The sequence below is a fragment of the Pseudoalteromonas piratica genome (assembly GCF_000788395.1).
GTDB lineage: Bacteria > Pseudomonadota > Gammaproteobacteria > Enterobacterales > Alteromonadaceae > Pseudoalteromonas > Pseudoalteromonas piratica.
Genome location: NZ_CP009889.1, coordinates 1,414,706 through 1,430,241, shown reverse-complemented (window position 1 = coordinate 1,430,241; position 15,536 = coordinate 1,414,706). Strand labels below are relative to the sequence as shown.

12 protein-coding genes are annotated in these 15,536 nt (G+C 42.2%); 5 read left to right on the top strand and 7 right to left on the bottom strand.

Translation table 11 applies throughout. From position 1 onward, the window contains the following. Positions 1-189: 189 nt before the first annotated feature. From OM33_RS21030 to OM33_RS22240, 6 genes are all read right to left on the bottom strand, one after another. Positions 190-1,479, bottom strand: coding sequence for a sensor histidine kinase (locus tag OM33_RS21030; protein ID WP_040136549.1), 1,290 nt, complete (start codon positions 1,477-1,479; stop codon positions 190-192). Continuing rightward, the gene (locus OM33_RS21025) at positions 1,460-2,824 is read right to left on the bottom strand and encodes a sigma-54-dependent transcriptional regulator (protein WP_040136548.1); all 1,365 of its coding nucleotides are present in this window, start codon (positions 2,822-2,824) and stop codon (positions 1,460-1,462) included. The genes OM33_RS21030 and OM33_RS21025 overlap by 20 nt, the downstream gene beginning before the upstream one ends. A gap of 202 nt (positions 2,825-3,026) precedes the next feature. Beyond that, entirely contained in the window at positions 3,027-3,488 is a 462-nt protein-coding gene (locus OM33_RS21020; RefSeq protein ID WP_040136546.1) for a hypothetical protein, read from the bottom strand. A 2-nt stretch (positions 3,489-3,490) separates the two neighbouring features. After that, complete coding sequence (locus tag OM33_RS22245; protein WP_052141234.1) at positions 3,491-7,021, bottom strand: sulfatase-like hydrolase/transferase; 3,531 nt, start codon at positions 7,019-7,021, stop codon at positions 3,491-3,493. A gap of 212 nt (positions 7,022-7,233) precedes the next feature. Beyond that, a complete protein-coding gene (locus OM33_RS21010; protein ID WP_040136544.1) occupies positions 7,234-7,956 on the bottom strand; it encodes a LytR/AlgR family response regulator transcription factor in 723 nt (240 codons plus the stop codon). A 2-nt stretch (positions 7,957-7,958) separates the two neighbouring features. Next, positions 7,959-9,056: a sensor histidine kinase gene (locus OM33_RS22240; RefSeq protein WP_052141233.1), complete on the bottom strand. Its 1,098-nt coding sequence runs from the start codon at positions 9,054-9,056 to the stop codon at positions 7,959-7,961. 241 nt (positions 9,057-9,297) lie between these two features. Here OM33_RS22240 and OM33_RS21000 point away from each other — a divergent pair, with 241 nt between their 5' ends. The 3 genes from OM33_RS21000 to OM33_RS20990 are packed head-to-tail and all read left to right on the top strand — an operon-like array spanning position 9,298 to position 12,462. Next, positions 9,298-10,281 (top strand): SDR family oxidoreductase, encoded by a 984-nt coding sequence (locus OM33_RS21000; protein ID WP_040136542.1) that lies wholly within the window; start codon positions 9,298-9,300, stop codon positions 10,279-10,281. An 18-nt stretch (positions 10,282-10,299) separates the two neighbouring features. Next, positions 10,300-11,643 (top strand): NTP/NDP exchange transporter, encoded by a 1,344-nt coding sequence (locus tag OM33_RS20995; protein ID WP_040136540.1) that lies wholly within the window; start codon positions 10,300-10,302, stop codon positions 11,641-11,643. Positions 11,644-11,676: 33 nt separating this feature from the next. After that, positions 11,677-12,462, top strand: a complete 786-nt coding sequence (locus tag OM33_RS20990; protein ID WP_040136539.1) for a class I SAM-dependent methyltransferase — start codon at positions 11,677-11,679, stop codon at positions 12,460-12,462. 122 nt (positions 12,463-12,584) lie between these two features. Here the strand turns inward: OM33_RS20990 and OM33_RS20985 are convergent, their stop codons facing one another. Then, positions 12,585-13,427, bottom strand: coding sequence for a LysR family transcriptional regulator (locus OM33_RS20985; RefSeq protein ID WP_040136537.1), 843 nt, complete (start codon positions 13,425-13,427; stop codon positions 12,585-12,587). A gap of 141 nt (positions 13,428-13,568) precedes the next feature. On the opposite strand from OM33_RS20985, the gene OM33_RS20980 reads away from it, so the two are divergent. Continuing rightward, the gene (locus OM33_RS20980) at positions 13,569-14,165 is read left to right on the top strand and encodes an aminomethyltransferase family protein (protein WP_040136535.1); all 597 of its coding nucleotides are present in this window, start codon (positions 13,569-13,571) and stop codon (positions 14,163-14,165) included. Positions 14,166-14,415: 250 nt separating this feature from the next. Next, positions 14,416-15,498, top strand: coding sequence for a glycine cleavage system aminomethyltransferase GcvT (gene gcvT, locus OM33_RS20975; RefSeq protein ID WP_040136533.1), 1,083 nt, complete (start codon positions 14,416-14,418; stop codon positions 15,496-15,498). Positions 15,499-15,536 lie beyond the last annotated feature (38 nt).

Below are 15,536 nucleotides of genomic sequence, written 5' to 3'. Positions count from 1 at the left end.
AAGTCTCATCATTATCAGTGCTAATTTATGCTTAACTTGGTTTAGTAATAGCGATAAATGTGCCAAAAAATTATTTCAATTATTTCAATTGCTTATAATGAGGTTCTAGTGGTTGATTGAGTTCGAGTCCGTTTTCGAACTGGTTTTGAGTTCGATTTCGGAACTGGCTTGGCGAAAATGTGTGCAATTCTAGTCGGTTAGCGGCAGCGTTAGAGTAACGATAACGCCTTTTGTTGTTTGTTGATTGGCAAGCGTTATGCTGCCACCATGCTGCTCAACAATATTGCGACATAAGCTTAAGCCTATGCCATTGCCGCCTGGCTTAGTGGTGTACAGGGGTACAAATAAGTTATCTAAATTAGCAAATCCTTGGCCGTTATCTTCGAGCGTTATTTTGTTAATGCTGCCTTGTTTTATCACTGTTAACATGAGTGTAGTTGCGTCAGCCTCAACGGCATTTTTAAAAATATTTATTAGCACTTGTTCAAACAGTGCACGGTCGGCATAGATACTGTGGCATCTGCTATCAAGGGCTACCTTGAGCTGGGGAAACATTTCGCCAATAGCACTCAATAACTCTGTAACGGACAGTGTTTGCTTGTTCACTTGCAGTGGCTTACTGACACTGGCGTAGCGTTCAACAAAGGATTGTAAATGATGGCAACGCTCGGAGATAACATCCAGCGCCATTTTTTCCCGTTCATTGCTTGCTCTTTTAGCCAAGGTTTCTGCCATAGATGAAACTGGCGTCAGTGAATTGCGAATTTCATGGCCAAGCACACGAATAAGTTGTTGCCATGCTGCAAGCTGACTTTGTCTGAGCACAGGTTCAACATTAATAAACACTAAAAGGTGGTGTAGTTCGCCATCGTCAATAAATTCACTGTGCTTGATTTGCCATTTCTTGCGTTGTTGCTCATTACTGAACTGCCATTTATGGGCTGAGTGGCTTAGTTCTAGCCGCGCCGCTGACGCATGACGTAACAACTGCCAAGGCTGTTGATAGAGCTGGGAAAATGCGTCATTGCCATAACTTAGTTGGTGTTTTGCATTAAAAACGAGCACCGGTGTATCTAATTCAGCAATTAATTGATAGACCAAAAATGCTTGTTGGTCGTAATGAGATTTTTGCGCCAACAACTGTGCACTCAATTGCTTCAATTGTTGATGAAATTCAAAAACCACACCTTTTTTAAATGGTGCTTTGGCAATTTGGTTATAATCTTCTTGGCTAATTGCATCAAGTTGCAAACAGGCACGGGCAAAAGATGCTGATACTGTGCGTTTAACCCGATTAATAAGCCATACACTGTAGCAAACCAGTGTCAGCAACAAAACGCCTTGCCAAATTGGTGTGAAGGCAGCCTGCCAGCTTATAAAGCCAAGTAATAAGATAATCACAGTGCAAAGAAAACCCAGCACGATACTGACATAGCTTTCTAGCGATAATTGAAAAAATTTAGTTTTTTTCAATGCCATGTTTTTCGAGTCGTCGATACATTGAAGCTTTTGTTAAACCAAGTAGTTCGGCAGCTTTTGGAATGTGCTGCTCAGTCTTATTGAGTGCTTGTTTTATAAGGCTGATTTCAGCTTGTTGCAAAGTCATAAAGGGCAAATCGTCCGTGTTAGATTGCGCATTGGTGTGTTGTTTTTTCAAGTGTAAATCAGCAGTGCTCAAAACGGCGTCTTCGCTTAACAACATGGCTCGTTCAACAAGGTGACTCATTTCGCGCACATTACCCGGCCAATGGTAATTCTGCATTGCTTGCTTTGCCTCGTCAGAGAAAGGTTTGGCCACCAATTTATAGCGACTGGCACACTTTTCTACAAAAAACTCAGCTAAACCAACAATGTCTTCTTTACGCTCTTTTAATGGGGGGATATGCAGCTCAATCGTATTTAAGCGATAGTAAAGATCTTCACGAAATTGTCCGTCGTTTATAAGCTCATCAAAATTAGCATTGGTCGCTGAAATAACACGCGTGTTGGTTGTTTGGGTTGTGCTTGAGCCAAGTGGTTCGTATTCGCCACTTTCTAACACGCGCAGCATCTTCGCCTGCTGCGATAGCGGAATATTGGCAATTTCATCGAGAAACAAGGTGCCATGTTGGGCTAAATCAAAACGACCGACGCGTGTTTGCTTGGCATCGGTAAACGCGCCTTTTTTATGGCCGAACATTTCGCTTTCAAATAGGTTTTCGCTGATTGCACCCATATTAACCGACACAAATGCTTCGTTGTTACGAGAGGATGCATGATGGATCATACGTGCGAGTTCACTTTTACCTGTGCCGTTATCGCCTGTAAGCAAGATGCTGACATCGGTACTGGCAACCGTATTTATTTTTTTCAAAAGTGATGTCATACAACTTGAACGCCACTGATAGGTCGACTCATTGCAGGTATTAAACTGTTGCTTTAAAAGAGAGTTTTGACTTTGCAGATGGGCTAAATCGAGTTGTTGTTTGATAATGTGTAAAAGCTGCTGATTGCGCCAAGGTTTTTCAACAAAGTCTTTGGCACCGAGTTTCATTGCCTGTACAACTAATTCGGTATTTGACCAAGCAGTCATCGCAATAACGGGAATATGATTAAAATCAGAACGTTGCAGCCAGGTTAAAAAGGCTAATCCTTCTTGCCCTGAGGTGGTGTCGGTAGCAAAGTTCATGTCGAGCAAAATGAGAGAAACATCCGATTCTTTCAGTTTCAGCTGGGCAACATGTGGATTATCGACTTCCACGCAGTGGTAGCCTTCATCCTCAAATAGCATGGCTAAACTTAAGCGGACTTCTTTGCGATCTTCGATCACCATGATACTGCTCATTAACTAAGCGCTCCTTACTTCTATTCCAACAACACATCACGCCAACAAACGATGACCTTACTGTAATCTAGAAATAACAACAAGTTGGATTATGTTTCTAATTATTTTGAAGAGGGAATTAGCACATTTAAATGCACACAATTGACAGGAGAAAGACGTTTTATGTGTAGCTCAAACGCAACACATAAAACGTTGGAAAGGACTATATGGTAAGGTCGATCACTAAATCTTGTTTTTGAAAAATAACTGTTTCTGACTGGTTGTTCATTGTCAGTTTCATAATAATAAAATGGTCATTTGGCGCGAGATTGAACCAAGGCAATGCCAAAGATGTCGCAGCATCTTGCTCACAGTTAAACAAATAGCGCATTTGCAACTGGCTTTCATGATGAGTGAGGCGAAACGCCTGCTTTTTCAAATTGCATAACCCATTTTCACTTTGAATTTGCCAACCTGTCGACATTGCAGCCAAGGTAGATTGATGAGAATCACCCTTGGCACCAAGCTGCTTAGCAATGAGCTGTGAGTCATGCACTGATGTTGTTTGTAATACCTCAACCTGATTTTCAACAACCGTCACATCTATATTACTGGCATGCACCTCATGGGCTTGGCTGAAAAAGCTTACGGCAAGACCTGCAAGTAAAACTAAATACCGCATCATAATTAAAACTCCCTTCTAAAACACTGGAATGAGCTGCTATTAAGGCTGCCGTAGTAATCGGGGCCATTAACCAGAGGGAATACAGGCGATAGGTTTTCATCCACACTGGTGTGATAGTGATAACCTAGACCATCATGGTCATGACCACTGTGTTCATCAAGGTATTCTTCACCTTGTGCTGTACACTGTGCATCATAGTAGTAATCTTCATAATAAATACCTGATACAGCAGGGCCATCGCCCGCGGTGAAAAAGTTAATAATGTCTGATGTTGCAGGGCCAGCCGTCACGTTTTCAACGCCTAAACTGATATTTTCTTCATCAATAAATTTACAGGTACGTTGGCCCTCGCTGCCACAGCCAGTTGCACTGTTTGCTGAATAATCACGCTTCTTCCAACAGCTTTTCGCAAGCACGTCTTTACTATGATACGGGCCGTGAATTGGGTAACCATCTCCTGCGTAACCATAAATCGGGGAGTGTCCTTTGCCTTCATCGCCGAGCTGTTGTTTTAAGCACGCGTTATAACTATGGTGGTGGTACATGCCGTTGCCTGAGTGGCCATTGCATACATCCATTGCGGCAGAGCGAAATGGTAGAGCAAAGTTATTCCAAATATCTTGGTTGTTGTAAGAGCTGGCATCAGACCAATTGTAAATGGGCACGCCGTTAACCCAGAGCCCAACAGGGCCAAGGCCTGTCTCACACTCTGTTTGTGTTGGGGTCGGGTTATTTGGAAAGGTTAGCGCCATGCCTGATTGAGACTCAGGGCATGCAGCACCCGCTTGTGGCCACCATCCATCGCCGCCTGTGTTACCGCAATTTGCTGTCAACCCAATATCTTGGCCGTAATCAATTTGCTGATTGAGGCTCAATACTTGGCCATTGGCATAAGCCGCTGCAGGTTTGCTTTGATAAACCGTCAGCACTTCATCGGTCACAACTACTTTGTAATTTGGAGTGGCATTGGTGGTTACTGTTGTTGACGTGCCATTGTCTTGCACAGACAGTACATTCACTTCTACAAACGCACCACTATCCATCATATAACTTGATTGTTCATTGTGTTTATTAACAATCCAGCCGTCATTACTAAGCGCACTTAATTGACTGTCTAAATAGAAAAAGTCTGTTGGTAGGGATGCGCCACCTGATATCAAGTCAGTTTGCTCTGAAATATCATTTTGTAAGTCATAAAAAGCGCGCGTACCATCAAGGTACTCAATGAGCTTATAACGGGCATTACGAATGGTGAAGGCTTCTTCATTTTGCGAAAAAGCGGTTTCACGCAGTGGTGTTGCGTTGGCATCATTAAGTAAATTGTTAAAGGGTAAGCTGTCGTGAATGGCCACTTCTTCTTGGCCTGCTATAGCCAAAATAGTGCTGAAGAAATCGGTGCCGTTTAATACATTGGCTTCACGTTGGCCTTGACGCGTGACATTTTTGCCCGACACTATCATAGGTACGCGGATGCCACCTTCACTAATATTATTTTTACTGCCAGATAAGTCTGAACCTCTAAAGCGCGCTTGTGTTGGTGTGCCGTTATCACCAATAAAAATCACCACGGTATTATCGCGTGTAGCTTGATCTAAACTATTTAACAAACGGTTTATTTCACTGTCTAGCGCCTCTACTGCTGCGAGATAATACGCGCGAGGATTAGCTTCAATATCAGCTTCATCACCACTCAAGTTGCGGCTATGTAATTCATTTGGCGGTAAATGAAAGGGGGTGTGGGGAGCGTTGTAACCCATCCATAAAAACCACGGGGTAGTTTGTTGATTTAGCCAGTCGATTGCCAAATCGGTTAGTACGGTAGTGGCGTATTCGGTTTGTGGCAGGGTTTGCCCATTTGTGGTTAATTCCCAGTTATAGTAATCGCTGACGGCGCCATTAAAAATGCCAGCGTAATAATCTAGGCCAAATGCGGCTGGGTGACTGCTGTCGCCACCTAAATGCCATTTGCCAATCTTTGCCGAGGCATACTCTGCGGTATCAGGGTGATTTTTTAACGCTTGTGGTAGTGACGTTTCACTTAGGCTCAGTTCGTCACCCGGTGCTAACACTTGAGTACGTGTGCCATATTTACCGGTAAAAATGGTGGAACGAGTTGGTGAACAAACTGGGTTTACCCACAAATTCTCAAACACAATGCCTTGTGCTGCAATTTCATCAATAGTTGGGGTACTTGGTAAGTCGGTAGAGAAGCTGTATTGGTTAGACGAATCTTGACCCAAGTCGTCGGCAATGATCAGTAATACATTCGGTTTGTTTGTATTAACTTGCGCTGACACATTAACTGAAAACGTGTCGCTCACCGAAAGCCCAGCAGGGTCGCTGGCAGTTACGGTGACATTAATCTCGCCAGTTTGATTTGGGTTGCCAGACAAAATTAAGCCATCAGATGTTAAGCCTGAATCCGTCGGCGTAATCGCGACTTGAAAAGTCAGCATATCACCATCAGGATCGCTAAAGGTGGTATTGTTCTGGCTCATATCAAAGTTAAAGTTTTGGTTTAACGTTGCACTTTGATCGGCAATTGGATTTGCCACTATCGGCGAGTTATTTTCATTTGGTTCAACCACATACAATACAAAACTAGTTGAATCAAACAATCCACCATCATCGGTTGCTGTGACAGCAATGGTGTATTCGCCTGTTTGGTTTGGCACTCCAGATAAATGCGTTCCGTTGAATGTTAAGTCATCATTAGTTGGAGTGATTTGCACACTGTAAATCAGTATTTCACTATCAAGATCTTCAAAAGTAGTGCCGTTTTGAGTGACGTCGAAATTATAATTCTCACCAATATTCACTGACTGATTACTAATACTGTTGGTAAGTTTTGGTGCACCGTTAATGTTCAGCAAAAAGTTATCATTTGCTGATAACCCGTTAGGATCAGTCGCTGTTACGGTGAAAGTGATTGTTTGCGCAAGCGCCGGTGTGCCAGATAAAACACTGCCGTTTAATGTAAAGTCATTGGTTTGCGGTGATGTGCTAAATGCATAAGTGAGTTCATCACCGTCAGGATCAACAAAGGTTGTACGATTTTGACTGATATCAAGTGAAACGTTTTGACCAAGGTTAATTAACTGATCAGGAATACTTTTGGCTGTTTGTGGCGCACCATTAATGGTCAGTAAGTAGCTATCGCTTGCCGTTAAACCACTGGGGTCACTTGCTGTTACAGTGATGGTAATGGCTTCAGTTTGTTCCGGTGTGCCGGATAACACAGTACCGTTTAAGGTAAAGTCATTTGTTTGCGGTGATGTACTAAACGAGTAAGTAAGTTCATCGCCGTCTGGGTCGGTGAAGGTTTGCCCCCCTTGAGAGAGATCAAATGAATACTGCTGTGATTGGTTGGTTGTTTGATCAGTAATCGCGGTTGCCAATTGTGGGGCTTGATTTGTAACCACAGGCGGGGTGACGTCGTTATCGGTATTACTTTCGCTGCTGCCTCCGCCACAGCCAACAAGCGTTACGCTTAAAAAACTTATTGTGAATAGAGTATTGAATTTATAAAGCACAACGCACCTACCTTATTTCAACTTCAGTGTTATTGCATTCAAAAAACTGAAGTATTGAATTTAAAAAATCATTAATAAAGTGTTAAGCAATAGAGTATAGAAGACAAGTAGGCTGGGAGTTCAACAGCGTAAATGTTATGTAAAGATTTTGTTGGTTTGTAATGGTTTGTAAAGAGCGTTTAAAAATGTATTTTGATAGTTTATAAAGTCGGCTAACCCAGTTTATTTTTCAAATGTTTACGGTATTGCTCGCCAATTGGAATTTCTATCTCGTTTAGCTCTAAATACTGGTGCGCATAAGCGCTAATATGATCAACATTAACAATAAACGAGCGGTGCACACGGGCAAAATTTTCAGGCAATTGGCTTTCAAACGCGCTCATACTGCTTTTGATAATATGGCTGCCATCACGCAGGAAGATTTTTATATAATCTTTTAACCCTTCTATATACAAAACGTTTTCAAACACAATGCGTACTTGCTTACGGTTTTCACGCACAAACATCGCATTTGGCGTTTGTTGCGTTGGCACATTTGGTTCAGCGTGATGTAAGTTAGTTATGCGCTGTTTAAACTTTTCAATGGCTTTAAAAAAGCGTGAAAATACAATGGGTTTTAATAGGTAATCCACAGCATCGAGCTCAAAGCCTTCTATAGCATAGTCGCGATACGCGGTAGTAAAAATCACATAGGGTTTATGCGCAAGGTTTTGATAAAAGTCAGTGCCTTTTAATACCGGCATTTCAATGTCTAAAAACAATAAATCAACGCTTTGGTTTTGCAAGAGTTGATGTGCTTCAATGGCGCTGCTGCAGCTGGCAACGAGTTCAAATTCAGCAAACTGCGCCAAGTGCATTTCAATCAGTTCGCGGCCAAGTGCTTCATCATCCACAATGATGCAGCGATAGCGTGTTTGTTGAGTTTGAATTGCCATACTTACTTTGTTTCCATGTTAAGAGTGAGGGTAGCCAAATAGCTATTTTTGGTATGTTCAATGGTCAGTGAAAATGCGTTAGGGTAGAGCATTTCCAATTGCTTGGTCATATTGGTTAAGCCCACACTGGGCGAATCGTTACTGGTTTTACTGTGCTCTGGAATTGAGTTCTTAACCTCAAAGGTGATTGCATCACGATTTGAAGTTAAAACAATGTCGACAAACGCGGTATTTAGCTCATTACTGGTGCTGTGTTTGCAAGCGTTTTCTACCAAGTTTAATAACAGCAAAGGGGCGATGGTATGGGGATAATTTATCTCGCTTGAAAAGCTCACCTTGAGCGTGTCTGACTTACGAATGCACTCTAAATCAAGGTAGTTTTGTATAAGTGTAATCTCACTATTAAGCGACACATAGCGCTCGTTACAGCGATATACCACGTAATCTAAAATATCAGCCAGCTTTTCAATTACTAAAGGTGTTTGGTCGGATTTTTTCAGTGCCAATAAATACAAATTGTTAAGCGTATTAAAAATAAAATGCGGGTTTAGCTGGTTTTTTAAAGCGGCTAATTCGGCTAAGTTTTTCTGCTCTTTTAACTCCAAAATATAGCTTTGCTTTTTGTAAAACTGCCTTGCCATTAATACCGCCGTTGGGAAAAACAGTTGTGGCATTTTCGAAAAGACAATGTATTTCAATGCCCAAAAGCTAAATAAACGATACTGAATACCTTGGTCCTGCGTAACATACAGCAAATTTTGATAGGTCTCTGGGTAACTCGGTTCAATATAAAAATAGCGCACTGCAATCACCCAGTACGCACCAAGTAAAAGTACACCCAATAACGCGGCGATAAAAAGGGGCGTTTGGTCTTTATCAAGCAGTTTGGGCACTAAGAACTTTAAGGTTACAAATGCAACTACGGCTTGCGCAAACACAATGCTGCCGATGGTTTCTATTATTTCTTTAAATGATGCGTAGTTTTCCCAGTGTGGCCCCATATTCAGTAAAAACACCAATATCCAAAACGCTAACAGCCAAATACGTGTGCTGGTAAGCGTTGTTATGGAGTTGCTTGCTTTATTTAGTTTATTCAACATCTTAGTTTGGCAGCTCTGAATCTACTTGGTATCGCTTTCACTATATCTCAATACTAAATCAAAGGGCTAGTGTGTAGACAAACGCATCGTTACTGTCGACGAAAATAGCTTTTCTATCGCTTTTTATAAAAACGCTCATTTCAACAATTTAATCGCTAGTTGTAAGCGATTGGTCGAGTAAATACATACGCGCAAGAAAACCCATAACACTGAGTCTTACTTTTAATAGCAGGACATTATTATGCGTTTACTCATCACCCTTTTTATTTTAACCACACACATCGCGTTTGCTGATGACAGACAAGCCGCCCTTGAAGCATCACATGCAAAAGCAGCAAGCGTGCAAAACCAAAAAGCCATTTTGGTGACTGGTGCAAGTTCTGGCATTGGCCGAACAATCACTGAAACGTTAGCACGCCAAGGACACTTTGTATTTGCTGGCGCACGCAAGCAAAAAGACATTGATGCATTGAACCAACTGACAAATGTGCAAGCAATACGGTTAGATGTAACTATTCAGTCAGATATCGATGCAGCAGTAAACACAGTTAAAGCGTCGGGCAAGCAGCTTCATGGCCTTGTTAATAATGCAGGGGTTGCGGTGTTTGGCCCATTAATTGAAATCCCCGAGCGCGACATTGATTTTCAAGACAACGTAAATGTAATGGGGCCATATCGAATCACCAAGGCGTTTGCGCCATTAATCATCGAAAACAAAGGGCGCATTGCAAATATCGGTTCTATCTCAGGGTTGATGTCGAGCACCATGTTCGGCCCTTACAGCATGACAAAGCATGCCATCGAAGCATTTAGCGAAGCGCTCTCAGCAGAAATGCGTAAGTTTGGTGTGAAAGTCAGTGTTATTGCGCCTGGAAATTACAATTCCAATATTATGAAAAACCTGAAACGTCGCTTGGAAAAACAAGGGCATCATTTTGCCAATTCGCGCTATCAGGATGAATACAAACGTTTTGCCAAATTTACTAACCCTGATCGTAGCCGTTTTAAAGCGCCCGATGATGTTGCCAATGCGGTTGTGAAAGCCCTATTCGATGAAACGCCCCATTTGCGCTACCTAGTGGTGCCCAACGAGCAAGAGGCTATGTTGCCAATTAAAAACACGCTCAAAAAAGTAGCAGAGCTTAATGCCTCACATGCGTTTACGTTCGATAAAAAACAGATGTTGGCGTGGCTGTCGCACGAAATAGACAAAGCAAATCAGTAGCGTGTAAGGAGTGATAGCATGACCAGCCAAACACGTAAATTGAGTATTTCAGGTTTATTAAACACCTTATCGCAGGTTAAATCGAACGAGCAAACCGCCACACTCGCGGCATTTATTATGGCGTTTATTTTAATGGCGGCGTATTTTGTGCTTCGCCCAGTGCGAGACGCCCTTGCCAGCGATTGGAGCGACAGCGAGGTGAGCTTTTTATGGAATATGCAGTTTGTTATTAGCTTAGTGATTGTTTCGGTTTATGGCTTTGCGATTGATAAGCTCAAGTTTAAGTACATAGTGCCAACCGTTTATAGCTTATTTGCAGGCAGTTTTATCGTGTTTTATTTGTTAATGCCGCTGTTTTCCTCCGCTGTGTTGATTGAAAAGGCCTTTTATGTGTGGGTGAGCGCATTTAGCTTATTTCACATTTCGGTGTTTTGGAGCTTTATGTCCGACACCTTTAATCAAAAACAAAGTACGCGTTTATTTCCCGTAATCGCAGCGGGCGCGAGCGCTGGGGCGATTATTGGCCCGTCTATTCCATCACTTTTTGGCAGTGTATTAGATGAAGGGCAGCTTATGTTAATTGCCGCATCGGCCTTAATGCTGGTGGTGCCTCTTACTTTATACATTTACCGTTTAAAGCATACGCAACTTCACAATACGCAGCATAGCTTTGATGCAACAACCTCATCATTAGCACAAGGCTGGGCAAGCGGGTTTAAATCACTCGTTTCAAATCCAAAACTGTTAGGCATTGCCGCATTTATTTTGCTCTATGTATTTATAGGCTCATTTATTTACTTTGAACAAAAACAACTACTGGCGCCGTATTCGCGGGCAGAGCGCACACAAATATTGGCAAGCATTGATTGGTTTGTGAATGTGCTGACCTTTGTTATGGCATTTTTTGTCTCTGGGCGTTTGGTTAAAAAAGCGGGGCTAGGTGTGTCTTTGGCGCTAGTGCCACTTTTGTTAATGGCTGGTTTATTCATTTTGGCATTTGCGCCAAGCGTGATGGTGATTTTGGTGATTCAAATTGTGCGCCGCGCAGGTAACTACTCACTAACCCGACCTGCAAGGGAAATTCTGTTTACTCAAGTGACGGTAGATGAGCGCTTTAAAGCAAAACCGGTAATTGATGTAGCTGTTTATCGCGGCGGCGATGCGGTAAGTGGCATGTTATTCGCGGGGTTAACCGATGGCTTAGGACTTGGATTATTTGCAGTTTCACTGGTGGGGGCGTGTATCGCATCACTTTGGGCATTTTTTGGTTTTTTGCTCGGAAGAGGGTATGCGAATCCAGATTTATCAAAAACAGAGAATGCTGAATTATCATCATTAGCTGCAAGCCGTTCAAATGCTTAAAGAGTGTGAACCAAAAACTTTTAAGGAGAAAAGATGCACGTTAAATACCTTATGCTGATGATGGTTTGTATGAGTTTTTCATGTATTGCTTATGAACCGCTCTCACTCTCTCGATTACAAACACTGTTAACTGAGCCTAATCGCTCAGATGTTGATAAACAGCACGATGCAAATAGAAAGCCAGCCCAAATAATGCGTTTTGTTGGCGTTGCCAGCGGGCAGAACATACTTGATATTTACGCTGGTGGGGGTTGGTACAGCGAACTTTTCGCCCGCGCTGTGGGAGAGCAAGGTAAAGTCTATGCACATAACGATACGCTTACTTGGCGCTTTGGCAAAAAAGAGATGTTGGCGCGCTCTAAGCGCCAAACGCTCAAAAATATGATGCGTTTTGACCAGGTCGCAATAAACGAGATTCCGTTGCCTTCGTCAAGCATTGATATTGCGTTTATGGGCATTAACTATCACGACTTATTTTTCACCCATCGAAATCGCAATGGTGAACGGCAAATTATGCGCGATAAGATTGTGGATTATCGAGAGGCTTTTAGCCATATAAAAAACTTACTTAAACCAGAAGGTGAGCTGATCATTATTGATCATCATGCCAAGGCGGGTTCTGGTTATGACGCTGCTAATGATTTACACCGAATTGACGCAAATATAGTGAAGTATCAGCTGCAATCACTGGGGTTTGTTTTAAAAGAAGAAGCCTTTTATTTGCAAAACCCAAACGATGATTTGGAACAATCGGTATTCGCGAAAGGTATTCGAGGTAAAACCAGTCGTTTTATTTTAAAGTTTGGTAAAGCAGAGTGATATTAGTGTTGGCAACAGTGGTTATTTAATAGTGGTTATTAAAAGTGCATATACAAAAGTAATGCCGTACATCAGCATTACTTTTATAAGGTGAGTACTCAGGCGATTAAAGTAACTAGCCGTTACTTTAATCGTAATTGAATAAACTCAGCGAGTTTATCAACTGCGTGCGACTCTTCGCTTTGTTTGATTAAGCTAATACCTACTTCACCAAGTTCTGGTAATTGACTGGTGGATTTTGCCCAGTTTAAGTCGTTTGGTACCGTGTGTTTGGCAAGTACTGTAATGCCAAGGTTTTCTTTTAATGCAGCGCTAATGCCAGCAAGGTCGGCGTTGGTATATACAATACGCCATTTTAATCCGGCTTTTTCCAGTGCTTCAATAGCGCGGCGGCGATAAATACAGCCTTCTTCTGCGGCAATCAGATTAACCACTTCGGTATTAATGTTATTTACATCACCTACCCAAACTAGCTCATCATCCATAAAAATAGGGTATTTAGACTGCTCAGGGCCTTCCAAAAGTGCCAATATTAAATCGTATTGTTCGCGGTTATCGCTGTGGCGTAGTTTTTTACTGAGCTCTGACTTTACCTCTAGGGCAACATCAGGGTAGAGGCTTACAAAATCACCAATAATGGCAGGCAACACCGTTGCTGCAAATTCGCTTGGAATACCCAAACGCACTTTACCTGCTAATACTTCAGAGCTAAAGGTTTGCAAAATGGTGTCGTTTACTTGAAGCAGTTGCTTTGCTAGCGGCAGTAAAATCTCCCCGTGCTGGTTAAGTACTTGGCGCTGGCCTTGCTTTTTAAACAGCTTATTACCTAATAACTCTTCTAAACGCTTAATCTGCAAACTCACAGCAGGTTGCGATAAACCAAGCAATTCACCGGCTTTGGCAAAACCGCCAACCTCAACCACTGTGATTAAGGTGCGCAAGCTATCGGTTGGGATATTTTTCATAAAGCACTCCACACATTACATTTTGAAATTTATTTTTGTTTAATGATTAGTATTATTTATCAATTTATAAAAAAATACAATTTGATTGTTGCAAGGTGGCCTAACATAATTTTGATTGTTAATTTTCACTGGAGATTGGGCATGACAATACAAGTGCCTCACCTATTTGGTAGCCATCAAAATGCATACACGGGCGCAAACGAATTTGCGCAAATGAACGACCGCACCATTATTGATGTGACGGGCAGCGCTGCGTTACCGTATTTACAAACACTTATTTCCAGTGATGTACGTCATTTAACTGTGCCGGGAATGGGGCTTCGTTGCACAGCAAAAGTAAATGGCAATGAGATTGCGCTTGAGCTTTACTACTTTACTGAACTGGCGTTTCGTATTTTTGTTGATAACGATATTGCACCTGCTTTAGTTGCTGCGCTAAGTGAAGGGGAAGAGTCGCACGATATTGATGTGATCACCCGTAATGACTTACGCATATTAGCGCTGCGTGGTGATAACGCCTTTAAGAGCTTGTTAAGTGAATTTTCACTAACCGCAGGTATTATTTTAACCGGTGAGCAACAGCGATACGCGCGCCAAGCGGGTAATGTGTTTTTAACGGCAACCCATTTAGAAAGTCACAAGGGCTTTGAGCTAGTCGCAAAAAGCGACGAACTCGCTAAATGGCAAAGTCGATTTAATGCACTAGGCTTTAGCGAGCAAGCAGAATTACTAGTTTAAGCAAAGGCTTAACAAACTTAATGGCGGTTAGATTGACCGCTATTTTATATTTAGCGTTGTAATCAATTTAATAAATAAAAATTATTGAAATAAATTAATTACATAATGCGTAAAACTTATAACTTTTCTGGGTGCGAAAGCCATATTGTTTCGGTATAATCGCCGCCCATGTTATTCCCTCAACCGGACAATTGTCCTGTTGAAGCCACGCCGCACCTTGTGCGGGTAGATTTGAAAGTGTAGGAATATTATGACTTCAAAAACTGTATTACACGCCAAGCATCTTGAAGCGGGTGCAAAAATGGTTGATTTCCACGGCTGGGAAATGCCAATCAACTATGGTTCACAAATCGAAGAGCACCACGCTGTTCGTCAAGATGCCGGTATGTTCGACGTGTCACACATGACAATTGTTGACGTTAAAGGCGAAGATGCAAAACCTTTCTTACGTAAACTAGTAGCAAACGATGTAGAAAAACTACAAGTTGCTGGTAAAGCGTTATACACAGGTATGCTTAACGCCGAAGGCGGTGTAATTGACGACCTTATCATTTATTTCTTCACTGAGACTGAGTACCGCCTAGTGGTTAACTCAGCAACACGTGAAAAAGACTTAGCACACATTGGTGCGGTTGCAGCTGACTATAAAGTAGAAGTTACTGAGCGCCCAGAGTATGCAATGATTGCCGTACAAGGCCCGAATGCAAAAGCAAAAACGGCAACAATTCTTGACGAAAATCAACAAGCTGCCGTTGAAGGTATGAAACCATTCTTTGGTGTGCAAGCGGGTGATTTATTTATCGCAACAACTGGCTATACTGGTGAAGACGGTTATGAAATCGTTGTTCATAACGACGGTGCAGAAGCGTTATGGCAAGCACTTTTAGACGCAGGCGTACGCCCAGCAGGTCTTGGTGCACGTGACACGCTACGTTTAGAAGCAGGTATGAACCTATACGGCCAAGATATGGACGAAACGGTATCACCACTTGCAGCGAACATGGCTTGGACACTGGCTTGGGAACCTGAAGATCGTGACTTTATCGGTCGTGAGGTGGTTGCTAAGCAGCGCGAAGAAAAAAGCACTGACAAACTTGTTGGTTTAGTGCTTGAAGAAAAAGGCGTACTACGCGCTGGTCTTAAAGTAATTGTTGACGGTGGCGAAGGTGTGATTACTTCTGGTACATTCTCACCTACACTAGGCCACAGTATTGCCCTTGCGCGTGTGCCACGCTCAACTGGCGACACTGCACAAGTTGAAATGCGTAAAAAGCACGTTGACGTAAAAGTTGTAAAACCTTGCTTTGTACGCAATGGTAAATCAGTAATCTAAATCGATATGGGGTATTAATACCCCTTAGTACCAATTTT

Coding starts and splice junctions, on each gene's coding strand:
- OM33_RS21030 (WP_040136549.1), bottom strand. CDS start 1,479: ATGGCATTGAAAAAAACTAAATTTTTTCAATTATCGCTAGAAAGCTAT.
- OM33_RS21025 (WP_040136548.1), bottom strand. CDS start 2,824: ATGAGCAGTATCATGGTGATCGAAGATCGCAAAGAAGTCCGCTTAAGT.
- OM33_RS21020 (WP_040136546.1), bottom strand. CDS start 3,488: ATGATGCGGTATTTAGTTTTACTTGCAGGTCTTGCCGTAAGCTTTTTC.
- OM33_RS21010 (WP_040136544.1), bottom strand. CDS start 7,956: ATGGCAATTCAAACTCAACAAACACGCTATCGCTGCATCATTGTGGAT.
- OM33_RS22240 (WP_052141233.1), bottom strand. CDS start 9,056: ATGTTGAATAAACTAAATAAAGCAAGCAACTCCATAACAACGCTTACC.
- OM33_RS21000 (WP_040136542.1), top strand. CDS start 9,298: ATGCGTTTACTCATCACCCTTTTTATTTTAACCACACACATCGCGTTT.
- OM33_RS20995 (WP_040136540.1), top strand. CDS start 10,300: ATGACCAGCCAAACACGTAAATTGAGTATTTCAGGTTTATTAAACACC.
- OM33_RS20990 (WP_040136539.1), top strand. CDS start 11,677: ATGCACGTTAAATACCTTATGCTGATGATGGTTTGTATGAGTTTTTCA.
- OM33_RS20985 (WP_040136537.1), bottom strand. CDS start 13,427: ATGAAAAATATCCCAACCGATAGCTTGCGCACCTTAATCACAGTGGTT.
- OM33_RS20980 (WP_040136535.1), top strand. CDS start 13,569: ATGACAATACAAGTGCCTCACCTATTTGGTAGCCATCAAAATGCATAC.
- gcvT (WP_040136533.1), top strand. CDS start 14,416: ATGACTTCAAAAACTGTATTACACGCCAAGCATCTTGAAGCGGGTGCA.